General features: G+C 65.0%; 20 protein-coding genes. 9 read left to right on the forward strand and 11 right to left on the reverse strand.

The annotated features are described in order from the left end of the window. The first annotated feature begins 58 nt into the window (after positions 1-58). On the forward strand, positions 59-1,438 hold the full coding sequence (fumC, locus tag U9J33_RS18340; RefSeq protein ID WP_185999720.1) for a class II fumarate hydratase: 1,380 nt from the start codon (positions 59-61) through the stop codon (positions 1,436-1,438). Positions 1,439-1,512: 74 nt separating this feature from the next. Here fumC and U9J33_RS18345 read toward each other — a convergent pair whose 3' ends face one another. The 4 genes from U9J33_RS18345 to U9J33_RS18360 form a co-directional block, all read right to left on the reverse strand. After that, entirely contained in the window at positions 1,513-2,967 is a 1,455-nt protein-coding gene (locus U9J33_RS18345) for a sensor histidine kinase (RefSeq protein WP_185999721.1), read from the reverse strand. A 73-nt stretch (positions 2,968-3,040) separates the two neighbouring features. Continuing rightward, a complete protein-coding gene (locus U9J33_RS18350; protein ID WP_185999722.1) occupies positions 3,041-4,378 on the reverse strand; it encodes an MFS transporter in 1,338 nt (445 codons plus the stop codon). A gap of 42 nt (positions 4,379-4,420) precedes the next feature. After that, positions 4,421-5,179 (reverse strand): enoyl-CoA hydratase/isomerase family protein, encoded by a 759-nt coding sequence (locus tag U9J33_RS18355; protein ID WP_185999723.1) that lies wholly within the window; start codon positions 5,177-5,179, stop codon positions 4,421-4,423. Between the two features lie 103 nt (positions 5,180-5,282). Further along, positions 5,283-6,830, reverse strand: coding sequence for an SDR family oxidoreductase (locus U9J33_RS18360; RefSeq protein ID WP_185999724.1), 1,548 nt, complete (start codon positions 6,828-6,830; stop codon positions 5,283-5,285). Between the two features lie 207 nt (positions 6,831-7,037). Between U9J33_RS18360 and U9J33_RS18365 the strand changes: the two genes are divergently transcribed. Next, positions 7,038-7,793, forward strand: coding sequence for an SDR family NAD(P)-dependent oxidoreductase (locus U9J33_RS18365; protein WP_185999725.1), 756 nt, complete (start codon positions 7,038-7,040; stop codon positions 7,791-7,793). A gap of 33 nt (positions 7,794-7,826) precedes the next feature. Here the strand turns inward: U9J33_RS18365 and U9J33_RS18370 are convergent, their stop codons facing one another. After that, positions 7,827-9,572 (reverse strand): acyl-CoA dehydrogenase, encoded by a 1,746-nt coding sequence (locus U9J33_RS18370; RefSeq protein ID WP_185999726.1) that lies wholly within the window; start codon positions 9,570-9,572, stop codon positions 7,827-7,829. Further along, positions 9,569-11,725: an acetate--CoA ligase family protein gene (locus tag U9J33_RS18375; RefSeq protein WP_221937308.1), complete on the reverse strand. Its 2,157-nt coding sequence runs from the start codon at positions 11,723-11,725 to the stop codon at positions 9,569-9,571. The genes U9J33_RS18370 and U9J33_RS18375 overlap by 4 nt, the downstream gene beginning before the upstream one ends. 375 nt (positions 11,726-12,100) lie before the next feature. Between U9J33_RS18375 and U9J33_RS18380 the strand changes: the two genes are divergently transcribed. The 3 genes from U9J33_RS18380 to dmeF all read left to right on the forward strand — a co-directional run bounded on the left by U9J33_RS18380 (position 12,101) and on the right by dmeF (position 15,722). Further along, entirely contained in the window at positions 12,101-14,278 is a 2,178-nt protein-coding gene (locus U9J33_RS18380; RefSeq protein WP_231636267.1) for a TonB-dependent receptor, read from the forward strand. Between the two features lie 210 nt (positions 14,279-14,488). Beyond that, positions 14,489-14,764 carry a metal/formaldehyde-sensitive transcriptional repressor gene (locus tag U9J33_RS18385; protein ID WP_054441961.1) on the forward strand — a complete coding sequence of 92 codons (276 nt, stop codon included), beginning with the start codon at positions 14,489-14,491 and terminating at the stop codon, positions 14,762-14,764. Between the two features lie 13 nt (positions 14,765-14,777). Beyond that, entirely contained in the window at positions 14,778-15,722 is a 945-nt protein-coding gene (gene dmeF / locus U9J33_RS18390; protein WP_185999727.1) for a CDF family Co(II)/Ni(II) efflux transporter DmeF, read from the forward strand. Positions 15,723-15,735: 13 nt separating this feature from the next. On the opposite strand, the gene U9J33_RS18395 is transcribed toward dmeF, so the two are convergent. Genes U9J33_RS18395 through U9J33_RS18415 form a run of 5 tightly spaced genes read right to left on the reverse strand, consistent with a single transcriptional unit; the run spans position 15,736 to position 20,398 of the window. Continuing rightward, on the reverse strand, positions 15,736-16,521 hold the full coding sequence (locus tag U9J33_RS18395) for an SDR family oxidoreductase (RefSeq protein ID WP_185999728.1): 786 nt from the start codon (positions 16,519-16,521) through the stop codon (positions 15,736-15,738). Next, positions 16,518-17,348: an NAD(P)-dependent oxidoreductase gene (locus U9J33_RS18400; RefSeq protein WP_185999729.1), complete on the reverse strand. Its 831-nt coding sequence runs from the start codon at positions 17,346-17,348 to the stop codon at positions 16,518-16,520. Before U9J33_RS18400 ends, U9J33_RS18395 begins: the two co-directional genes overlap by 4 nt. Further along, the gene (locus U9J33_RS18405) at positions 17,345-18,106 is read right to left on the reverse strand and encodes an SDR family oxidoreductase (RefSeq protein ID WP_324699638.1); all 762 of its coding nucleotides are present in this window, start codon (positions 18,104-18,106) and stop codon (positions 17,345-17,347) included. The genes U9J33_RS18400 and U9J33_RS18405 overlap by 4 nt, the downstream gene beginning before the upstream one ends. A 16-nt stretch (positions 18,107-18,122) precedes the next feature. Further along, positions 18,123-18,914, reverse strand: a complete 792-nt coding sequence (locus tag U9J33_RS18410; RefSeq protein WP_054441966.1) for a carboxymuconolactone decarboxylase family protein — start codon at positions 18,912-18,914, stop codon at positions 18,123-18,125. After that, entirely contained in the window at positions 18,911-20,398 is a 1,488-nt protein-coding gene (locus tag U9J33_RS18415) for an aldehyde dehydrogenase family protein (protein ID WP_054441967.1), read from the reverse strand. The genes U9J33_RS18410 and U9J33_RS18415 overlap by 4 nt, the downstream gene beginning before the upstream one ends. Positions 20,399-20,551: 153 nt before the next feature. Here U9J33_RS18415 and U9J33_RS18420 point away from each other — a divergent pair, with 153 nt between their 5' ends. Genes U9J33_RS18420 through U9J33_RS18435 form a run of 4 tightly spaced genes read left to right on the forward strand, consistent with a single transcriptional unit; the run spans position 20,552 to position 23,990 of the window. Further along, complete coding sequence (locus U9J33_RS18420) at positions 20,552-21,277, forward strand: GntR family transcriptional regulator (RefSeq protein ID WP_132468823.1); 726 nt, start codon at positions 20,552-20,554, stop codon at positions 21,275-21,277. Positions 21,278-21,328: 51 nt separating this feature from the next. After that, on the forward strand, positions 21,329-22,756 hold the full coding sequence (locus U9J33_RS18425) for an aldehyde dehydrogenase family protein (protein WP_185999731.1): 1,428 nt from the start codon (positions 21,329-21,331) through the stop codon (positions 22,754-22,756). Next, positions 22,756-23,097, forward strand: coding sequence for a gamma-glutamylcyclotransferase family protein (locus U9J33_RS18430; RefSeq protein WP_185999732.1), 342 nt, complete (start codon positions 22,756-22,758; stop codon positions 23,095-23,097). Before U9J33_RS18425 ends, U9J33_RS18430 begins: the two co-directional genes overlap by 1 nt. Beyond that, positions 23,094-23,990, forward strand: coding sequence for a bestrophin family protein (locus tag U9J33_RS18435; RefSeq protein ID WP_185999733.1), 897 nt, complete (start codon positions 23,094-23,096; stop codon positions 23,988-23,990). Before U9J33_RS18430 ends, U9J33_RS18435 begins: the two co-directional genes overlap by 4 nt. Positions 23,991-23,993 lie beyond the last annotated feature (3 nt).

Consider the following 23,993-nt stretch of genomic DNA (forward strand, 5'->3'; position numbering starts at 1 on the left):
CTCCTAACTCGGCTCAGGGCCACGTTCCCGGCCCGGCAACGAGGAGTAGGCTGCGGCCATGGATATTCGTCGCGAATCCGACAGCATCGGTGAAATCGAAGTTCCCGCAGCCGCCTACTGGGGTGCGCAAACGCAGCGCAGCATCGAGAATTTCCCCTTCGCATCCAGCGAGCGCATGCCTCTTGCGATCGTGCGCGCCCTTGCGCGCGTCAAACTGGCAGCGGCACGGGTGAACCGCGCCCACGGCCTTGAAGGCGGGCTCGCCGATGCCATCGAGGCCGCCGCTGCGGAGGTGGTGGAGGGCAAGCTCGACGACCAGTTCCCGCTCGTGATCTGGCAAACCGGCAGCGGTACCCAGAGCAACATGAACGTCAACGAGGTCATCGCCGGGCGCGCCAACGAAATCCTCAGCGGCCAGCGCGGCGGCAAGTCCCCGGTGCATCCCAATGACCACGTCAATCGCGGACAGTCCTCCAACGACAGTTTTCCAACCGCGCTTCATGTCGCGGCAGTCGTGTCGATCGAGGACGACCTCGTGCCCGCGCTGGACCGGCTTACCGCGTCGCTCGATGCCAAGGCACAAAGCTGGCAGGACATCGTGAAGATCGGCCGCACGCACTTGCAGGATGCCACCCCGCTCACCCTCGGGCAGGAATTTTCCGGCTATGTGCAGCAGCTTCGCGATGCCTATCAACGCATCCGCGATGCCGAAAAGGGCGTGCTGCGACTGGCGCAGGGCGGTACGGCGGTCGGCACCGGCCTCAATGCCCCGGAGGGCTTCGGGCTGGCTGTCGCCGCCGATCTCGCGGAGCAGACCGGCAAGAACTTCGTCCAGGCGCCCAATACATTCGAGGCGCTCGCCAGCAATGACGCGCTCGTCCAGCTTTCCGGCACACTCTCCACCCTCGCCGTCGCGCTCACCAAGATCGCCAACGATGTGCGTCTGCTGGGTTCAGGCCCGCGTTCCGGCCTCGGCGAACTGGATCTCCCGGCGAACGAGCCCGGCAGTTCGATCATGCCCGGCAAGGTCAATCCGACCCAGTGCGAGATGCTGACGATGGTGGCCGCGCAAGTCATCGGCAACCATCAGGCCGTTACCGTCGGCGGGCTGCAGGGAGCATTCGAGCTTAACGTGTTCAAGCCGATGATTGGCGCGGCGGTGATCCGCTCGATCGATCTGCTCTCCACGGGCATGACCAGCTTTGCCGAACGCTGCGTGGACGGGATAGAGCCCAACCGTGCGCGTATCTCCGAACTGCTCGAACGCTCGCTGATGCTGGTGACCGCGCTTGCGCCCGAGATCGGCTACGACAATGCCGCCAAGATCGCCAAGCATGCCCATGCAAAGGGCCAGACCCTGCGCGAGGCGGCGCTGGAGCTCGAACTCGTGGACGACGCGACTTTCGACCGGCTGGTACGGCCCGAAACAATGGTCTGAAGGAACGACCGGTTAAGGCTATCAGCCTTCAGGAAGCGGCGGCGCGCTCAAGGAAAGCGCCGCCACTTCCTGTTTCAGTTGTTGCCCCCGACTTCAGGCTCCTGCGGCAGCATGAGCGAAAATCGGCAGCGAAGCCCCTTCGGATCGAACTCCATCGACGACTGGCCCTTGTCAGCCGCAAAGCTGCGTTCGATCAGACGGGTACCGAACCCGCGGCGGACCGGCGGCGAGACCATCGGGCCACCGCTTTCAAGCCAATCGATCACCAGCCTTCTGCCGTCTTCCTCATCCAGAATTCGCCAGTTTATCGCGATTTCCCCCGAGACCGACGACAGCGCGCCGTATTTCACGGCATTGGTCGCCAGCTCGTGCATGGCCAGTGCCATCGATACCGAGGCGTGCGGCACGAGCAGCACCGACGGGCCATCGATGCGCACCCGGTCGATGGCCGATCCTACCGCAGCCGCAACCGTGCCGCGCACCGTCACGCTCAGTTCCGCAGGTTGCCAACTTCGTTCGGTCAACAAATCGTGCGCGACGGCGAGTGCCCGCAGCCGCCCCTCGAAAACCAGTCTCGCGTCGGCAAAGGATTTCGGGTCGCGGAAGGACTGGGTGGCAAGGCTCTGCACGATGGCGAGCGTGTTCTTGACCCGGTGGTTGAGTTCGTCGATCAGCAATTGCTGCCGTTCGACCGCTTCGAACTGCTCGGTAACGTCCTGACCCTGGACGAAAATCTGTACGACCGAACCTCGCTCATCGAGGATCGGCTGATAGATGAAATCGAGATATCGATCCTCGAAACGTCCGGTCCGCTTGCTCTCCAGAGAGACCCGGGAACCGCGTCCGATATAGGGGATCCCGGTACGATAGACCTCGTCGAGCAGGTCGACGAACCCCTGCTCCACAACTTCCGGCAAACCTTCCGCCACCGTCTTGCCGATGATCGGACGGCCCGCCGTCAATTGGCGATAGGCATTGTTGGCGATAGTGAAGACGTGGTCCGGCCCATCGACGATGGCGATGAAGCCCGGTGCCTGATCGTACATCGTCTTCAGACGCTGACTTTCCGCCGCCAGGTCGCGATTACGGGCCTGCACTGCCCTGGCGCGCTCGACGACATGTTTCTCGTCCCGCAATTGCCGCAGCCCGTGAAGTTCGGTCACGTCGACAGTGTGCTGTAGAATATGCGCCACCTGCCCGTCGCTGCCGAACAGGGGGGTGTGGGTTGCACTCCAGTAGCGACGCTCCATTCCGCCATCGGCGCGTGGTATATCGTAACGAACAAAGGCCAGTTCATCGGCACTGGCCGTTTCAAGGACCCTCTCGAAGGAAGCCTTGAGCATCTCATGACTTTCCGACCCCGGCTCGCTCGGGAAAGCCTCGAAAATGCCCAGGCCGGTCAGTTCCTCCCGGCTCCGCATGGTCGAGCGCGAATAGGCATCGTTCAGCCAGGCAATATCGAGATTGCGGTCAACGACGATGTAGGGGTTGGGAGAAAGCGCGAAGAGCGCCTCGAAATCGATGGACAATCAGGGCTCCATGCCTTCACGAAGAGCCCGTGCGCCCCGCGACGACAAGCACTGCGCCGAGCCCGGTTCCAAGTCAATCGGCTGCGATCCGTGTACCGGCGCCGCCTTGCCGCGAGGCAAGGCACATCAACAGCGCCCCGAGCGGTCCGAAGGCCGCCGCCATCGTCGTCAGCGAGAGATTGAGGCCGTGAGCGCCGTAGACATGGTCGGTGAGCAATCCGACCATGACCGAGCCGAATGCCCCGCCGGTGAGATTTACGAGCGCCATGTACAGCCCGGTGTAGAGCCCTCGCAAGGTGGGCGGCACCACCGCGACGATAAGCACGAAGATCGATGCCACGGATATCGAACTCACGAACAGGTTCACATAGGACATCGCCACTGCAAGCTGCACCGTGGGCACGATCGGGCCGACCAGCGTGGTCACGGCCAGCACCGCCATCGACGAGAAGCTGAGGTAGTAGGCCGCCCTGTCGCCGAAGCGGAAGCGCAGCCACTTGTAATAGGGATGAACCGCAAGGCACCCTGCGATGCCGCCCAGCAGGAAGGCGGGACCATATGTGGTCGCCACCAGACCGGGGGTCATTTCGTAGGAACGCATGAGCATCGCCGGGTACCAGTTCAGCAACCCGTAGTTGTTCATCGACCATGACACGATGCCGAGCGCCAGCAGCACGATGAGCTTGCGGTTGGCGCGGGCAAAGGCAAGGGCTTCCCCCTTGGCGGGCGCCGCGCGCTGTCCGCCGCCACGCTCTTCCCTGACGGATGACTGGACCAGCAGCGCCACGAACAGCCCCGGCACGGCCAGTAGCAGGAACACCACGCGCCAGGGCTCCGCGCTGTCGATGAAGGGCAGGTCGTATGGCCCGCCTGCGGCAAACCGGGTGAGCAGATGCGCGCCCAGCATCATGGCCATGCCGCCGCCGACGTAGAGCCCGGTGGTGAACAGCCCGATCGGCTTCTGCACCTTGTCCTGCGGAAAACGGCTTGAAATGATGCCGATCGCCGCCGGATTGAGCCCCGCCTCACCCACGCCGACAAACATGCGGGCAATGAACAGGGTGACGAAACCGGTGGCGAGGCCGCTCGCAGCCGTAGCGACGGACCAGACGAGGATGCAGGCGGCCAGGATCGTCACTCGCCGTCCCCGATCGAGCATGCGCCCGATGAAAACACCCCCGAAAACATAAAGCACGGCGAAGGCCATGCCGGTCACCGCGCCCAGTTCCGCATCGGATAGCGAGAGATCGGCCTTGATGTCCTCCACCAGGAAACTGAGGATCACCCGGTCGATATAGCCGAGCACCGAAACCGAGAAGAGAATGGCGACGACGTACCAGTCGTAGGCGCCGGCGGTCCTGGGGCCGGATGCCGCTGGCGGCGCCTCTTCGATCGTCATCGTCGCTGTCATTTCCTCGATCTCCCGCATCTTCTTTATCGTTTTCGGGCGACCTTAGCGGCCCTGGAACACCGGCTGGCGCTTTTCCCGGAAGGCGGCAATCGCCTCCTTCGAATCTTCCGACTTCGAAAGCTTGTGCGTGTTGTTCTGCTCGTAGCGATAGCCGTCGCGCAGGGTCATGTTCTCGATCGTGCGCATGGAATCCTTGGCGAGGCGGGTTGCCATCGGGCTCTTCGAAGCGATGGTCCGGGCCATGTCCATGACCCAGGGCATCAGTTCGTCCTGCGGCAGGCAGGCCTCGATCACACCGCGCCGGTAGAGTTCGCCGGCTTGCGCCCGCCAGCCGGTCAACATCATGCGGCGGGCCATCGAATGCGGCAGGATACGCGCGGCATGTTTCCCGCCGCCCATCAGGCCCACGTCGACCTCAGGCAGCCCGAACACCGCATTCTCGGACGCCACGATGATGTCGCAGCTCGCGGCAAGCCCCAGTCCGCCGCCCAGAGCCGGGCCATTGACGGCGGCGATCACCGGCTTGTTGCATTCGATGATCGCATAGCTGGATTCCCGCACCGCGCGGTTCCGCTTCCAGGTCGAACCCGGTGCTGACAGGTCGGGGCGGTTCTTGAGATCGGCCCCGGCGGAAAAGCACTTGCCCGCGCCCGTCAACACGGCGACGCGCACGTCGTCGCGATCGCTGATCTCGTCGAAGGCATCGGCAAGACCGTGGATCATCTCCATCGACTGGGCATTGACCGGCGCATTGTCCATGGTGACCACGGCGACATGGTCGGCAACTTCAAGTCTGATCATCTTCCAGCATCCTCTGTTCCGCCCACCATCAGACCGCAGGACAGCACCTTCCGTCGCGCTTCCGAACCTGCGGAGCGGGTTAATTCCATATGCGATTGAAGGTTCACTCGACCTCGGCCGCATCACCGGCGTCGCCGAAGGCGGACCAGCCGCCATCCACCGGCACGATCGCTCCGGTGAGGTAGGACGCACGTGGTCCGGCAAGGAACGCGATAGCCTCGGCGATCTCCGCAGGATCGCCCAGCCGGCCCAGCGGAACCCGGCGGCGAACAGGGCGCAGCGACCGCTTGCCCTCTGCCTCCAGCGCGGAAACGCCGGGCGTCGCGATATAGCCGGGGGCAACGGCATTCACCCGCACGCCGCTCGCCGCCCATTCGCAGGCCAGGGAACGCGTCATCGCTTCCACCCCGGCCTTCGCGCCGCAGTAAGCATTGCGCCGGGGCAAGCCTCCGCGCGCTGCTATCGAGGACATGTTGATGATTGCGCCGCCACCATTGCGGGCCATCACCCTCGCCGCGGCCCGCGCCAACCGGAAAGGCGCCATGAGGTTCACGGCAAGGCTGAGGTCGAACGCAGCCAGCGTCTGGTCTACCGTGGGCAGGAAATCGTCGGCGATCGCAGCGTTGTTGACCAGTACGTCGATGCGCCCGTGACTTTCGGCAATCCCGGCGATCGCGGACTCCACGGCTTCGCCGTCCGTAATGTCGAGCACATGGCCCACGCGCCCGGACGGCAGCGCGGCAAGAGCGCTCTCGTCACGGTCCAGCACGATGACCCGGGCGCCTTCGGCTTCGAAGCGATCCGCCGTCGCGGCGCCGATGCCCCTCGCGCCCCCTGTAATGACGACCACGCGCTGCGAAGGCGGGTCAGCTTGCGGTGCAGGACCGGTCGCTGCGGCATCGGAACCGCCGTAGACGCCGTAACCGCCATCGGCGACCACGCTTGCGCCGGTGACATAGCGATTTCCCGCCAGCCAGTAGACCGCCTCGCCGATCTCCTCCGGCATGGCCATGCGGCCCAGCGGCACCCGCCGCGCCACCGCCGAGGTATCGACTTTGCCTTCCGCCACCAGAGAGGCGACGATCTCGGTCTCGACATAGCCCGGGAGCACCGCGTTGACGCGCACGCCGCCATGCGCCCACTCGCACGCCAGCGCCCGGGTGAAGCCCAGCAATGCCGACTTCGACATGGCATAGGCAGCGCGCCCGGGGATCGTCAGAAACGCGATCAGCGAAGAGAGATTGATGATGCAACCCTCTCCCTGCCGCAACATGGCCCGGCCCGCTTCACGCGCGGCGAGATAGCTTCCGGTCAGGTTGACCCGCAGGAGGCGCTCGGCGGTTGCCATGTCGATATCAAGCGCGGACCGGCCTTCCGGATCGACGATCCCGGCATTGTTGACCAATACGTCCACCCGGCCATGCCGCGCGAGAACCGCCGAGATTCCCGCAACGATGCTGCTCTCCTCCGCCATATCCATGACCAGGGCGGAATGCGGCGCCCCCAGTGCCCGCGCCGCCTTAGATACGGCGCCTTCGTCCCGGTCCGCCAGCACCACGATATCCCCGCGCGAGGCGAAAAGGCGGGCCGTGGCAAGGCCGATCCCGGCTCCTGCGCCCGTGATGACGATGATCCTCGATGGCAATGGCATCTGCGCGTTCTCCCATGGCTTCCGGTCTCGGGCCGGCTTCGTGGTACGGTCGTGAAATAAGGGCCAAGCATTTGCCGGAGACGCCCTCAATCGCGGGTGCCGTCCGCTGCCGCCTATCACCTATGCGATAAGCCGCCCTGCCCTGCGCCCCGCTTTGGCCGCGCCCACGCCGGCCATTAAGCGCCGGGGGAAAGGACGGAGAAGATCATGTCGGAAAGACTTTCAGGACGGGTAGCTCTCGTAACCGGCGCCTCGCGCGGTTTGGGACGGGCTATCGCCGAACTCTACGCTGCGCAGGGAGCTGCGGTTGCCGTGCTCGATCTCAAGGAGCACTGGGCGCAGACGGTGGTGGACGGGATTGTCGCACGCGGCGGACGCGGCATCGCGGTCGGCTGTGACGTATCGGATCGAGAGGCGGTACAAGCCGCCGTCAGCCGCACCGTGAACGAGCTGGGCGGACTCGACGTGGTGGTGAGCAGCGCGATGTGGAACCGCTATGAACCGATAGCCGATATCGCTCCCGAGACACTGGCCCGCATGTCCGGCGTCGGGTTCGACGGGATCGTCTGGATGATCCAGGCTGCCGCGCCGCACATGAGCGCGAAGGGAGCCTCCATCATCAACATTGCCTCGGTCTCGGCGCTCAAGGGCATGAAGAACGCGTTGCTCTACTGCGGCATCAAGGCGGGCGTCGGCGGATTGACGCGTGCCGCTGCGGTCGAGCTGGGTGCCCAAGGCATCCGGGTGAACGCCATCGCGCCGGCCACCGTGGCGACCGAAGGGGTCAAGTCGATGCTGGATGCAGAGGCGCTGGCCGAACGCGCCGCGCGCATTCCGCTCGGACGACTGGGCGAAGTGGAGGATATCGCCAATACCGCACTGTGGCTGGCATCCGAGGAATCCGCCTTCGTCAACGGACAGATGATTACCGTGGACGGTGGCCTGGCCAACGGTATTCTCTGACGCGAATGGGGCGGCTTGGGCCGCCCCGCACCATCAGAGCCAGTCGGCCTCCACCGCAAACAGGTCCGACGAAGCCGTGCAAGGCGTGAGCCATGCGGCGATGCGCGGTATCTCGCAATCGAAGAAATACCGGCAGGCCGCCAGTGTGCCGCACTGCAGACGCGGCGAGGCCGCGCGCGCGGCTATCGCAAGATCCAGCCATACCCATCCGACAACGCCGTGCCCGAATGCATGGAGAAACGGCGTCGCCCGAGCCAGGGCCTGCTCCTGCGGCATCGTGCGCAGCACATCGAGCGCCGCCTCGATCGCATGCCATGCCGCCGACAGCGCATCGCCCATCGCCGCCAGTTCGGGCAGCCACCGAGCATTTCTGGCGGTTGCGGCGATGCGGGCCGTCAGCACCGCCGCGCCTTCTCCGCCGCGCAGCAGTTTTCGGCCAAGCAGGTCAAGCGCCTGGATGCCGGTCGTTCCTTCGTGGATCGGGTTCAGGCGATTGTCGCGATAGAGTTGCTCGACATCGAAATCCCGCGTGTAGCCGTAGCCACCATGGACCTGCATGGCGAGGGCATTGGCCTCCAGCCCGAACTCCGACGAAAAGGTCTTCACGACGGGTGTCAGCAGGGCGAGCAGGGCCGCACTTTCGGGATCGTGTTCCTCGTCCACCAGGCGGGCGGCAAACAGGCAGAGGGCCAGCGCGCCTTCGGCATAGCTCTTCTGGGCCAGCAACATCCGTCGCACGTCGGCATGCGCGATGATGGGAACCGCGCCTGTTGACCCGCTGCCCCGCATTCGTCCCTGCAGACGCTCCTGCGCATAGCCCAGCGCATGGCCGAAGCCCCGGCACGCGATGGCCGCCGCCCCCAGTCCGACAGATATGCGCGCCTCGTTCATCATCATGAACATCTGGCGCAGGCCCTGCCCCTCCTCGCCGACCAGCCAGCCGGCCGCACCTTCCTGTTCGCCGAATGCCAGCAGGCAATTCGGGATCGCCCGATAGCCCATCTTGTGATTGAGCCCCGCCACCGCAATCTCATTACGCGAACCATCGGGAAGCACGCGCGGGACGATGAACAGCGACAGGCCGCCCGTTCCATCCGGCAAGGAGCCGTCCTCCCGCGCGACCTTCGCAAGCACGAGATGGACGATGTTGTCCGCGGCATCGTGCTCACCGCCGGAAATCCACATCTTCGAGCCCGTCAGGCGGTAGCGGCGGCCGAGGCCGTCTTCGCCGTGGAATTCGGCGCGGGTCCGCACCGCGCCGAGATCGGACCCCGCCTGCGGTTCTGACAGGCACATCGTGCCGAACCATCGGCCCTCGATCTGCGGCCGGGCAAAGGCTTCGACCTGGGCGGGGCTGCCGAACGATGCGATCAGCCGCGCGTTGGCCACAGTCAGCATTGCATAGGACGATGTGGCGATGTTGGCGGCGGCGAACCAGGCAAAGGATGCGCTCGCGGCCAAGAACGGCAGGCCGAGACCTCCAAGGTGCTCCGGGAAACCGGCGGAGAAGAAGCCGAGCCGGGCATATTCCCCCAAGGCTGCGGCAACCTGCGGGTGAATCTGCACGCCGTCCGGTCCGAACCGGGGTTCTTCGGCGTCTCCTTCCTTGAAGTGCGGCAGGAACATGTCCCGCGCGACCTCTTCCGAAAGGTCGATCACCGCATCCACCGTTTCACGACCATGTGCCGCGAAGCGCGGCTGCGCCAGCACTTCGCCGATATCCAGCCAATCATGCAGCAGGAAATCGAGGAACTCGCGGTCGAGCAGACGACTGCTCATCGCGAGAGCAGCACCAACGCATCAAGCGGAACCACGCCTTCACCCACTGGCATGACCCTGATAGGATTGATATCGACCCCGGCAAGCCGGTCCTGGTTGGCAGCGGCAAACCGCGAAAGCGCCGCCAGCGTTTCCGCCAGAGCGTCGATATCGGACGGCGGCGCGCCGCGAACCCCTTGCAACACCTTGCCGGCATTGGTTTCGGCAATCATCCGCCTCGCCTCATCCGCGGAAAACGGCACGGCACGGAACGAAACATCCTTGAGCACTTCGACGAGGATACCGCCCAGACCGAACATGACGACCGGACCGAGCGTCGGGTCCAGGCTGACACCGGCAATCACTTCCACGCCGCCCGCAATCATCGGCGCCACCAGAACGCCCTCTATCCGCGCTCCCGGCACGGCTGCCCTTGCCCTTTCGATCAACAGGCCGGTAGCCTCACGAACGGCGGCTTCGTCCTTCACGTTCACCGCCACACCGCCGACTTCGGTCTTGTGCGCGATATCGGGCGAACAGATCTTGAGCACGACGGGAAAACCGATCGCCCGCGCCGCGATCACGGCGTCGTCCGCATCGCCGGCCAGCCGTTCATCGGGGAATGTCATCCCGGCTGCCGCCAGCACCCGCTTGGCGCCATGTTCGGAGAGCGCGCCGCTGGCTTCTACTGGCGAGGGCAGTGGGGGAACAGGCTCTGCATGGCTGGCCGCCCGGGCAAAACTCCGCCGGAAGTGCACAAGCGCTCCCAGCGCGCGGGTTAGCGCCGCGCTGTCCTCGAACACGAGGAAACCACGCTCCTCATAACGGCGTACGACATCCTGCGGGGCCGACATGGTGACGGCCTTGATGATCCCGTCATGCCCCGTTGCCGCTGCATCCAGCGCTTCGGCCAGGCGCACCGAATAGGACGGCAGAGCCGGCGCGGTGCCGAGAACGGCCACGAAGATATCGTATCCGCCCTGCTCCATCACCGTGCGGATGTAACGGGTCATCAACGGCAAGTCGGTCATCGCCTGCGCCGTCGCGTCGATGGGATTTACCGGCGAGGCATAGGGCAGCAAGGCCTTCAGCTCCGCCTGTGCGGCCTCGGGCATGGGGGTCACGGCAAGGCCCGCCTCATCCGCGTCGTCCGCCATCTGGATACCCAGCCCGCCCGACATCGAAAAGATGCCCAGCTTGTCGCCTTCCGGCACCCCGGCCCGGGCAAGGGCATAGGCAACGTCGATCTGCTCTGCAGTGCTGCGGGCACGGTGGGCGCCGAACTGGCGGCAGATTGCATCGAAGACCGCGTCCGACCCCGCCAGAGCAGCGGTATGGCTGCCCACGGCATGAGCGCCGACTTCCGAACGACCGACCTTGAGCAGCACCACGCCGATACCGCGCCGACGCGCCACATCCAGCGCCTCGAAGAACAGGGCGCGGTTCCGCACGCCCTCGGCATAGGCCATGACCACTTTCACGCCCTCGCGGTCCACCACCCAGCGCAGGGCTTCCGCCATGTCCACGTCGCACTCGTTCCCGGTGGTGATCCAGTGCCTGATGCCCAGCCCGCGAGACCGCGCAAGCTGCGCGATATGCGAACCATAGGCGCCGCTCTGCGAAACGATGGCAACCGGGCCCGGCTCCAGGAAACCGTCATCGAGCATGACGGAAAAGGTGCCGTAATAACCGATCGAGGAATCGGCCGCGCCAAGACAGTTCGGACCCAGCAGCCGCAGCCCCCCCGCCCGCGCTATGTCCACTATCCGCGCCTGCTCGGCCCGCCCTTCTTCGCCCATTTCGGCAAATCCCGCCGCGAAGACGATCGCCGCCTTCACGCCTGCCGCCACGCAATCTTCCACCGCCTGCCGCGTGGCAGCGGCCGGAACGGCCAGCAGGGCAAGGTCCGGCGCTTCCGGCAAGGCCGAAAGCGAAGCGTAGGCCGGCTCGCCCTGCACCGTTTCGCGCTTGGGATTGACGGGATAGACCGGGCCGGAGAACCCGCTCGCGCGGAGGTACTTGAGCGGCCGCCCGCCGATACGCGCGGCATCGTCGGACGCGCCGACCAGTGCGATCGAACGCGGCGCGAAAAGCGCGTCGAGCCCGCCGCGCGATGCGCCGATGGCTGCCGGTTGTTCAGGCTGGGACAGGGTGGCTTGGCCGCTGGTCGTCACGATCACCTCTTCCGATGGTTCAGGCTTTTTCACGCAAGAGCCGTGGCACGGGGCCGGCACGCCCGATACCGATCGGCCGGCGGGGACGCATGTTTCATATCCGTGATATGGCTGGGCGATCCGTGCAGACGCGGGACGATATGCATCGCCCCACTTCCCCTGTTTCCCATTTGTGATAGCGACCGCGCGGCGCCGCTGAAATCGATATCAGCCTTGTGATAATCCCCCTCGAAACCCGGCTCCGAATTGAACAGGACGCCATCAGCAAGGATGCCTTGGGCGTCTGAAACGGAGGCGGCACCCGCAACAACGGGCCGCACGAGACAAAAAAGAACATGAAGGCGCGACGCGCCGGGATTTTGGGAGGATCGCTGAGTGAACATCTCCAGGACCATCAAGGCTGGGCTCTTGGCAACGAGCGCCGGGCTCGTGCTGTGCCACGCCTCTGCCGCGCTGGCGCAAGACGCCGCGCCGCAGGCGGACACGGCGCAGGAATCGAACAACGGCGGCCTTGATACCATCGTCGTTACCGCCACCAAGCGGGGCCAGGCATCCAACGTGCAGGACGTCCCCTTCGCGGTCACCGCATTTGGCGCGGCGCAGCTTGAGGAACAGCACTTCCAGACGTTCCAGAGCCTCAGCTACTCGATGCCGAACGTCCAGCTCAGCCAGATCGGCACCACCCCCGGCTACGCCAACTTCTCGATCCGCGGCCTGGGCATCAACAGCTCGATCCCCTCGATCGACCCCACTGTCGGCGTGTTCATCGACGGAGTCTACCTCGGCGTGAGCGCGGGCGTCGTCTTCGGCAACTTCGATATCGAAGGGCTTGAAGTGCTGCGCGGCCCGCAGGGACTGCTGTTCGGTCGCAACGTCACCGGCGGCGCCGTGGTCGTGCGCACCACCGTTCCCAAGGATCACTTCGCCGCCGACTTCAAGGCCTCGGTTTCGTCAGGCCCGGAATACAAGGTCAGCGGGACGATCACCGGCCCGATCGTGCAGGACAAAATCTCGGCCAAGCTCGCCGTCTACTATGACAAGGACGAGGGCTACTTCCACAACGATTTCAACGGCAACGACCACCTCGGCAAGAACCGCACCCTCATCGTGCGTCCGGCCTTGCGCTTTACGCCGATTGACGGGTTTGAAAGCATCTTCCGTTACGAATACGGCAAATATGACGGCGATGGCGCCGTGGCGACCAACCATGGGCTCTACCCGGTCAAGAGCTTCCGCGTGAACCTCGACGAAGAAGGCTTCGCGCACAACTACTGGCACATGGCCTCGAACGAAACGAACATCGATACCGATTTCGGCAACGGCAAGATCACCAACATCATGGCCTACCGCGAGTACAACTCGAACGTGGCCAACGATATCGACGCTTCACCGGTGCACAGTTTCCATTCGGGTAACACCACGCACCAGAAACAGATGAGCGACGAGCTTCGCTATGCCGGAACCTTCGGCAGAGTGGACGTAACGACCGGACTTTATTTCTTCACCCAGCGCATCGCCTACATCGAACAGCGCACGCTTTCGGGCGGCACGCGCACCCTTTCGGGCGGCGGCATCCAGAACCAGGATACCTACGGCGCATTCGGCGCGGTGGACTGGCACTTCACCGACAGCCTGACGCTGAACCTCGGCGCCCGCTATTCCAGCGAGACCAAGTCCGTGAAGGTCGCCAACCTCACCGCCACGGGCTGCGATTACGAAGCGCAGACCTGCGACTTCACCTTCCACGGAAAGAACACCTGGAAGGGCCTGACGCCGCGTGTGGGCCTGCAATGGCAGCCTGATCCCGAAACCCAGGTCTATGCCTTCTGGGCCAAGGGTTTCCGCAGCGGCGGCTACAACTTCCGCAACGTCAACCCGGCCGTCGATCCGGGACCGTTCGATGACGAAGTGCAGAACTCCTACGAAATCGGCATGAAGAAGGATATCGGCGGCATCCTGCGCGTGAACGTTGCCGGTTTCTGGAACAAGATCGACGGCGTCCAGCGCGAAATCCAGACCCCGGTTCTGGGCAGCGGCACGGCGCAGATCATCACCAACTCGGCCAATGCCCGCATCCGCGGCGTGGAAGGCGAAGTGACGCTGCGCCCGGGCGCCGGTTTCACCCTGAGCGGCCAGTTCGGCTATACCGAAGGCAAATACACCAAGATCATCTACGACCTGAACAACGACGGCGTCATCAACGACGTCGACTACGGGCTGAAGCTGCCGCGTCTCGCACCGTGGACTTATGGCGGCACGCTGGCATGGAGCCATGATTTCGACCAGTTCGGCGTCGATGCCCGCGTCAGCGCCAACCACCGCGATGCCGACTGGTACAACGACGCCAACACCGGCCTGCTGCGCGGCGCCACCATGGTCGATGCCAACCTGACCTTGCGCCATGGCGGTTACAGCATCTCCGCCTATGCCACCAATCTGCTGAACGAGGCGACTTACGGCACCGAGGCCCCGTTGCCGTTCTTCGCCGGATCGACCTTCGCCCCGCTCAACAAGGGCCGCGTCTACGGCATCGAACTGGCCGCGAAGTTCTAGGCAATCCGGAACTTCCCAATCCACTTGGAGACTGTCCGGGAGAGCATCTCTCCGCACATCCCTGACAGTGCCTGAGGGGCCGGCGGGCACCAACCCACCTTTTATGCCCGCCGGTCCTCTTTTTGCTGCCCCCCTGACCCGCAAGCGACACTGGCGCGAGTGCGCAGCACTTCTTGCGCCAGACTTCAATATACCATAGGGGGGTATCCTATGGCTCACTTGACCGAAAACAACGACGCGCTCGTCATGCGCGTCCGCCGCCTCATCGGGCAGCTCCAGGCCGTCGAGCGTGCGCTCGTCGGCGGGGAAGACTGCGCGAAGACGCTTCACCTGGCCGCAGCAGTACGCGGCGCGATCAATGGTCTCATCGACGAACTGATCGCCGATCATGTGAAGGCGCACGTCGCAGCCCCGGACCTGACGCAGGACGAACGAGAAGAAGGCGCGGAAGCCCTGATCGCGGCGATCCGCCGCTATGCCAAGTAGAAGGCGCTGCGCCATGGCCACTCACTTCGACCTCGATCGCTTCGCACACGACCACGACTTCCTCGGCGCCTCTCATGACGAGAACGCGCGGCGAACTCTGTGGGTCGTCCTGCTCACTGCCCTGATGATGGTGGGCGAAATCGTCGCTGGGTACCTGACCGGCTCCATGGCCCTGCTGGCGGACGGTTTCCACATGGCCACTCATGCCGGCGCGCTGAGTGTCGCCGCGATTGCCTACCGCTATGCCCGGCGGAATACCCGCAATCCGGCTTTCAGCTTCGGCACCGGCAAGGTCGGCGATCTTGCCGGGTTCGCCTCGGCGCTCGTACTCGCGCTCATCGCACTTGGTATAGGCGTGGAATCGTTCCTGCGCCTGTTCCGCCCGATCACGGTGGCATTCGGCGAGGCAACCGTGATCGCGGTGATCGGCCTGGCCGTGAACATCGTCAGCGCCCTGCTGCTATCCGGCCATCATCATCACGATCACCATGGACACCACGAGCATGGCCACCACGACCATAGTGGTCATGGGCACCATGGGCATGGCGACAACAACCTGCGTTCGGCCTATGTCCACGTTCTTGCCGATGCGCTCACTTCGGTTCTGGCGATCGCGGCGCTGCTGGCCGGACGCTACCTCGGCTGGATCTGGCTCGACCCGGTCATGGGCATCGTCGGCGGCGTAGTCATCGCGCGCTGGGCCTGGACGCTCATGAAGGAGACCGCCTTCGTCCTGCTGGACCGCACCGACACGCACGTCGCCGAAGAAGTTCGCGAGGTCGTGGAAGGGCCGGGAGATGCCCGCATCACCGACCTCCACGTCTGGCGGATCGGTCCGGAGGCCCACGCGGCAATCATCGGCGTCACCGCCCACGACACCGCCGTGGACACCGCCGAATTGCGCCGACGGCTCACCCCGGTCCACGAACTTCGCCACGTCACCATAGAGCGGCATTGACTGCCGCCGGGGATCACGGGCGCAGCACCCATCCTCCGTCGACATGGATGGTCTGCCCCGTGATCCACTGGCCCGCCTGCGAACAGAGCAGCAGCGCGGTGCCGACCAGTTCGTCCGGCTCTCCGCGCGGACGCAGCGCGCAGGTCATCTTGAGGAACTGGATGAAAGGGGAATCGTCCGGCACCAGCATCTTTCCGGCATCGGACATGACATTGCCCGGCGCGATGGCGTTGCAGGTCACGTTATCCTTCCCAAACTGCTTGGCAAGCGTGGTGGTGAGCCCGACCAGCGCCAGTTTCGAGATACCGTAAAGCCCGGTTGCCGGGAATGCCCCGCCCGACGTCTGGTTGACGATACGCCCACCCCCGCGCGCGCGCATGGAAGGCAGGACAGCCCTTGCACAGAGCAGTGCGCCGTTGAGGTTCACGGCAAAGGCCCGGTTCCAGGCATCGAGGCTGATCGTCTCGCAATTGTCGTAGCTGACATCGACCATGAGAGCGGCGTTGTTGATGAGGATATCGATCCCGCCAAAGGCTTCGCTCGCTGCAGCGGCCATGGCCAGGGTCGATTCCTCGCTGGCAACATCCACCTGCACGGCCAGCGCCCTGCCGCCCGCCGCGGCGATCTCGTCCGCAACAGCCTGAGCCCCTTGTTGATTGAGATCGGCAACCACCACGGCCGCGCCTGCATCGGCAAGTCCAAGTGCATAGGCCCTGCCGATCGAATTGCCGCGCCCGCCCGCTCCGGTGACGACAGCGACTTTTCCGTCAAGACGGAACTGGTCGAGAGTGAAGCTCATGGATGGGTCTCCGTAAGGTCAGCGCCGATCGCGGCGGAAAGGAAAGGTTCGGCAGCAATGCGAAGCGCCTCGGCGCCCCCGGCCTCGGGAAGCGTGGCCTTGAGCAATTTCACGTCCTTCACCAGCAAGGGCGCGCCGTGGGAGAAGGCCTGCGGCGACGGCAGCCTGGCATAGACCTCGAAACCGAAACTGCGGCCGCTGCTGGCCTTGACCAATTCGCGTAATGCCGCGCCTTCGAGCCCCAGTTCCGCGCCTGCCTGCATCGCGGCATGGGCAAGCCCCATGTTCGCGGCCATCAGCGCGTTGTTGACGATCTTGGCCCGCTGGCCCGCACCTGCTGCGCCAAGGAGGACGATCATCCCGCCGAACGTCTCGAACACGGGGCGCGCCGCCGCGAAGTCGTCAGCCTGACCGCCGCACATCACCGTCAGCGTGCCGGCGGATGCCCCCGCGCCGCCGCCGCTGACAGGAGCGTCCAGGAAGGCTATACCCTTCGCCGCGCACCGCGCCGCAAGCCGCTGGCAGTTTTCGGGCAGGATCGTGGAATGGACCACGATGCGGCTACCCGGCCGCATCGCCGCCAGCAGTTCCTCGACGATGGCGGCCACACCGTCATCGTCGACCACGCAGATGCCGACGTGGTCGCAAGCCGCGCCAAGCTCCGCGATGGTCGCCGCCCCCCGGGCTCCCGCGTCCACGAATGGCTGAAGCGCCTCGGGACGCCGCGCCCAGACGGTGAGCGGATAGCCCGCCGCCGCGATGCGCTCGGCCATGGGGCCGCCCTGGCTGCCGAGCCCGATGAAGCCGATGGTTTCCTTCGCGCTCATCCCGCGGTGATCCCGGCGTCGATCGAGATGCAATTGCCATGATAGCCGCGCCCGGCAGGCGAGGCGAGCAACGCCACCATGTCGGCCACATCGTCCACCTCCACCGTCCCGCGCATTCCGGAAAATCGCTTGAGCAGTTCGATGTCGCAGCCTTCGGGCGGCTTGTAGTTGACGACGATGTTCGTGATCATCCCGCCCGGCGCCACCGCGTTGATGCGGATGGGCTTGCGCATATACTCCATCGCCATGGCCTTGGTCATGTTCACGAGACCTGCCTTGGTGGCGCAATAGGCCGCGGCATAAGCCTCACCGATGAATGATGCGCAGGACGCCACGTTGACGATCGCGCCCTTCGCTTCCAGCAGATGCGGGATCGCCGCCTGCGAAAGCATGAAGGGTGCCGTCAGGTTGACCGCCATGGTGCGGTGCCAGAGTTCCTCGGCCATCTCGTGCGAATGGGCGAGATAGATGAGCCCCGCCACGTTGCAGAGGGCATCGAGCCGACCGAAGCGTGCCGTTGCCGCCGCAACGGATCCCTTGCAGGCGGCGGGGTCCGAAAGGTCGGCGGCATGGACCAGCACTTGCGCGCCGATATCGGCCAGGGCGCCTTCGGTCTCTGCCAGCCCTTCCGCATTCACGTCCACGATGCAGAGCGCGGCACCCGCCTGCGCCAGCTTCAGCGCCACCGCACGGCCGAGACCCGATGCGGCGCCGGTAACGAGGGCCACTTTGCCCGTCATGTCGATTGCAATGGTCATGTCGGTTTCCTTCGCCTCACCCGTTCCAGGGCAGGCCCTTCTCGAACTTGGCGGCCATCTCGAAGACCACGCCCTGAACCACCGAGGCTTTCGGCCATCCCGCGTGGACCGCATATTGCAGCACGAATTCATGAAGTTCGGCCGGCGTGCAGTTCCCACTCGCCATGGCGGCATGGAAATGGCTGCCGATCGGCACGACCGCGGCGGAATCCGCAACGCCGACGAGCGTGAGGAAACGGCGCGAACGCTGGTCCAGCCCGGGGCGGCACCACATCTCGCCGAACACGAAGTTGAGGATGCCGTGTTGCAGGTACGGCATTCCGTTGCCCACGCGCGGGCCGTCGAACGTCATGACTTCGCGGAAGGCGGCAAAGCCCTGTTCCATGCGTGTCTGCGGATCCCACGGTTCGCCGCGGATCGGTGCCCAGGGCGCCGGGTCGAGGCCCAGTTCCGCCTCCACGCGCGTGATCGCGGCATCGAGATCGCCGCCCTTGTCCCACCCGGCATAGACCGCCACGTGCAGCGCCGCTTCCCGCAATTCGGCCAAGGTCAGGTCGCCAGTCGTCAAAGCGCCCCTTACATAGCCGTCAAGCGCATCGCGCGGGCCATTGCTTCCGGCCGACGAAGCCATCGAGATCAGGAAGCGCGCGCGCCGATCCAGCCCCGGACGCGACCAGATTTCCGCATATATGAAGTCGCGCCAGCTTTCCTGCAGCAGGCTTGCAGGCTGGGCTGCCGCCCTGCCGGTCACTTCCGACTGGACCGCGATGCCGCGCGAGGTCCGCTCACCCGGATCGAGCAGGCTCACGAGTTCACCTCCGGGGCAGCCATGCTCATCCAGACGTTTTTCGGCTGGAGGAATTCGTGAAGGCCCTCCACCCCGCCGAGCCGCCCATGACCGCTCTTCTTGAAGCCGCCGAAGGGACAATTTGGCTGCATCGCCTCCCCGGAGCCGTTGACATGGATCATGCCGGACTGAAGTTCCCGCGTGACGTGGTGTGCGCGGCGCAGGTTCTGCGTATGGACATAGGCGCCGAGGCCATATTCGGTGCCGTTGGCCAGGGCGATGGCTTCTTCCTCGGTATCGAACGGCGTGGCCACCAGCACGGGGCCGAACACCTCGTTCTGCGCGATTTCACAATCGTTGGCGACGTCGGCGATGACCGTTACCGGCAGGAAAAACCCATCCGCGAATTCGCCGCCAAGCCGCTCGCCCCCGGCCACCACTCGGCCGCCATCAGCAACGCCGCGATCGATCATGCCCTTGATCCGTTCCAGGGCGCCCCCGCTGATGACCGGGCCGAGCACAGTGGCCGCATCGAAAGGATCACCGCTCTTCACATGACCGGCCATGGCAGCCAAGATCTGCAGATACTGGTCGTAGACCCCGCGCTGGACGAGCAGGCGCGTTCCGTTCACGCAGCCCTGACCGTTGGAGGAAACGGCGCCGGTCAGGCCCTTCTTGGCCGCCAGCATCAGGTCGGCATCGTCGAAAACGATCACCGCGGACTTGCCGCCAAGCTCCAGCCCCACGGGCTTGAGCGATTGCGCTGCCGTGGTCAGCACCTTTTTGGCGGTGGCGCCGGAACCGATGAATTCGATCTTGTCGATACCCGGATGCGCGACCATCGCTTCCCCGACATCCGCCGCACCGGTCACGAGGTTGACGACGCCTTCGGGAAGACCGGCCTCGTGGAGGATCTCGACCAGTTTCATCACGCTGTAGGGAGCAAGGTCGGGCGCCTTCAGAACGATGCAGTTGCCCGCCGCCAATGCGGGCGCCATCACCATCGTTGCGGCGAACAGCGGGCCGTTCCAGGGGACGATGATGCCGACCACGCCATAAGGCTCATAAGCGACGTGATCGTGCGCGGGCGCGCCCCACATCGGGATCGTTCGCCCGTGGATCTTGTCGCACCAGCCACCGAAGTAACGGAACTTCTGTGCAGCGTCGTAGCCCATGTAAGGCGCCGTCATCGCGACCGAACCGTTTTCGGATATAAGGCTCGGCGCAAAATCGGCGGACCGGGCCTCGAACAGCGCGGCGATGCGGAACATGAGATCGCGGCGCTTGTCCCCTGGCATCGCCCGCCAAGCGGGAAAGGCCTTGCGGGCAGCCACGACCGCGCGGTCCACGTCATCGGCGTTGGCCATGCGGATTTCCCGCGTGACCTTGCCGGTGGCCGGATAGACATGCGCCAGCATTTCGCCGCCGCCTTGCTCTTCATGCCGCCCACCGATGATCAGCGGATGACGCGGCAGTGCGTCAATGGATGGATTCCTGAAAGCCATGGCATTCGCTCCCTGGCCGGCAGGTGCTCCGGCCCTGTGTTATACCGCATTCGGTCTTGTTGCCGAATATAACGGGCATGTTTTGATTCTATCAAGCCGATCCGCCGCAAGATCGCCCTTGCGAAATCATAATAATATGCTCATTTTTACAGGATGACATCGACAGAGGCTGAACGGGCAACCGGCCGCAAGAGCGGCGAAAAGCGCCAGGTGGTGCGAAATACGGCAGAATGCCTGCGCAACCGGATATTTTCCCTTCCGCCCGGAGAGCAGATCGGCTCGCTCCCGGAGCTTGCCCGGGAGTTCGGCGTGGGCATCGTCACCGTTCAGCAGGCGGCGCGAATTCTCGAGCACGAGGGCCTGCTCGAAGTGAAACGCGGACCCGGCGGGGGCTACTACGGCAGGAGGCCGGGCCGGGCCGACCTTGAAAGAGTGCTCAGCGCCTATGTGAGAAGCGAAAAATCCTCCTGGCGGGAAGTGCTCGACATAACCTCGCTCCTGTTCAACCGCCTCTGCGCGGCATCGGCGCGCTGCAGCGATCAGCCGCTTCGAGACGAACTGCGCAAGGTCAGGCAACATATCGCGCAATGCGCCGATGACGCCCAGCTCGGGCCGCTTGAATCCGGGTTGCAGGAAACCCTGTTTCGCATGGTCGATCAGCCCTTGTTCGAACTGCTTACCCGCGTGGCGCTTGAAACCTCCCGCAACACCCACCCCGATGGACCGATGCAGGGGATGTTCGGGCTGGACCAGTGGAAGGCGGGACGGTTGAAGATCATCGATGCCATCCTGGAGCAGGACCCGGCGCTTGCGCGGTTCGAGGCGGATCGACAGAACCGGCAGACCCTTGTCGCGCTCTACGGGCTCGACGACATCTGATCTGGTGAGACCATCCGCCCACTTTGCCGCGCGGCCTCCGGCGGCTAGGGCATGGCGATGCAATACCGACTACTTCTCGACGGCCGCCTGAAACAGGGCGCTGCCGCAATGGACGTGCTCAATCCCGCAACCGGCGAGGTGATCGCGGCAAGCGGATGCGCCGATGCGGCGCAGGCGGAGGAAGCCGTCGCCGCCGCGCTGCGCGCCTTTCCCGGCTGGCGCGCACGTTCGCAGGACGAGCGCGCCGCCTGCCTCGAAGCGATGGCACAGGCCCTTGCAGCCCGGAGCGAGGAATTCGCGCGCCTGCTGACGCAGGAACAGGGCAAGACGCTGGCCGAGGCACGCGGCGAAGTCGAAGGGTCCATCGCCGCGCTGCACTACCATGCCGGGCTGCGACTGGAGCCCGTGGTCCTCAAGGAGAACCCTTCCGAGAGAGTGGTCGAGCAGCGCTATCCGCTCGGCGTCGTCATTGCGATCGTGCCGTGGAACTATCCGCTGCTGCTCCTCATGCTCAAGCTCGCTCCGGCGCTGCTCGCGGGCAATTGCGTTATCGCCAAACCCGCACCCACAACGCCGATTACGACGCTGCGCTTCGGCGAACTCGTCGCCGACCTGCTTCCGCCGGGCACGTTCCAGACGCTGGGCGACCGCGGCGACCTTGGACCGGTGCTGACGGCACATCCCGATGTGGCTCATGTCAGCTTCACCGGTTCCACCGCAACCGGGCGCAAGGTACTTGCCAGCGCCGCGGGCACGCTCAAACGCTTCACGCTCGAACTGGGCGGCAACGACGCGGCGATCGTGCTGGACGATGCGGATATAGCCTCGGTTGCGCCACAGCTTTTTGCCGGTGCCACGGCCAATGCCGGTCAGATCTGTCTCGGCATCAAACGCATTTACGTCCACCGCGACAAGGCCGATGCGCTTTGCGAGGCGCTGGTCGAGCTGGCGCGTGCCGCCGTCATCGGCAATGGTCTGTCGGAAGACACCACACTGGGCCCGGTTCAGAACGCGGCCCAGCATGCCCGCCTGGGCGGCCTGCTGGAGGAAAGCCGAAGGCTCGGCCAGGTCCTCTGCGGCGGTGTGCTTCCGGACGGCCCGGGCTGGTTCGTTCCTCCCACCGTGGTGCGAGGGCTGCCGGACAATGCAAGGCTCGTGCGCGAGGAACAATTCGGTCCGCTGATCCCGGTCATGGCCTATGACAGCCTTGACGAGGCCGTCGCGCGCGCCAACGCCAGCGAATACGGGCTCGGCGCCTCAGTCTGGAGCGGCGACGTGACGCGCGGGATGGCCGTGGCGGAGCGGATCGACAGCGGCCTCGTCTGGGTGAACCGGGTGTTCGACCTGCCCTTCGAAGTCCCCCTTGGCGGCGCGCGGCAATCGGGCATGGGCCGCCATCAGGGACTTGCGGGTGTGGAGGAATTCACGCAGGCCCGCATCGTCAACGGCGCACTCCAGGTCATCGCTGAGAGGTCGTAATGTCGGATATCCTCCTTTTCTCCTACGGAACTCTCCGCCAGCACGAGGTCCAACTGGCGCTGTTCGGCAGGCTGGTGGAAGGCGAACCGGATGCGATACCGGGCTGGCGCCAGCGGATGATCGAGATCACCGACCCCGAAGTCATCGCCAAGAGCGGCACCCGCTGGCATCCCATGGTCGAACGGAGCACCGATCCCCAGGATGCCGTCGAAGGCACCCTGTTCCGCCTGTCCGAGGCCGATATCGCCGCCGCCGATGCCTATGAGGTCGATTACATCCGCAAGGAAGTGCGCCTGAAGTCAGGTACGCTCGCCTATATCTACGGGGACCCGGCGGAATGATTGTCCGCCCCAAGCCGGGACTTCGCGAGGTTGCCTTTGCGGTGCACGGCTCCATCCTGCCCCGCATTCTCGGCCGTTTGTTCTCGATCGCGGCGATCGGCGTGGTCGCAGTGCTGGCCGCAAGGTCGCATCCCGGCCTGTTCGCCCAGATCAGCGCGATCCCCTTCACCCTGATCGGGATCGCGCTTTCCATCTTCATGAGCTTTCGCAACAACGCCTGCTATGATCGCTGGTGGGAAGGAAGAAAGCTCTGGGGCTCGCTGGTCATCGCCTGCCGGTCCTTCGCCCGCCGCATCGCCACGCTGGACGAGGCAGACCGGCAGTTCCTGCTGAAGGGCTGCATCGGTTTCGCCGCCGGTCTCGCCGCCCGCCTGCGCGGCGGCGAGGAAGTGGCTGCGATAGCCGGCCCTTGCGGCCGGGGCACATGGAACGATGCCGTCAACCCGACGGACGCATTGCTGGTCCAGATGGGCCGCCGCTGCCTCGACCTCATGCAGCAGGAGCGGATCGGAGCGATCCACCATTCGCTGATCGAGGAACAGCTTCATCTCATGGCGCAGGTCCAGGCAGGCTGCGAGCGTATCGCGCAGACGCCGGTGCCCTTCAGCTATTCGCTGCTGCTGCACCGCACCGCCTATATCTTCTGCCTGGCCCTGCCTTTCGCTCTGGCCGGATCGCTGGGCTGGTGGACGCTGCTGCCGGTGCTGCTGGTCAGCTACACATTCTTCGGGCTCGACGCATTGGGGGACGAACTGGAAGATCCCTTCGGCCTCGAGCCCAACGATCTCCCGCTCGATGCGATGGCCCGCACGATCGAGCGCGAGATGTTAAGTGCGCTGGGCGAAACCGACCTGCCCGCACCGATCGCGGCGCGGGAGCACCGCCTCAGTTGATCG

Source organism: Novosphingobium sp. RL4, assembly GCF_035658495.1.
Taxonomy (GTDB): Bacteria; Pseudomonadota; Alphaproteobacteria; order Sphingomonadales; family Sphingomonadaceae; genus Novosphingobium.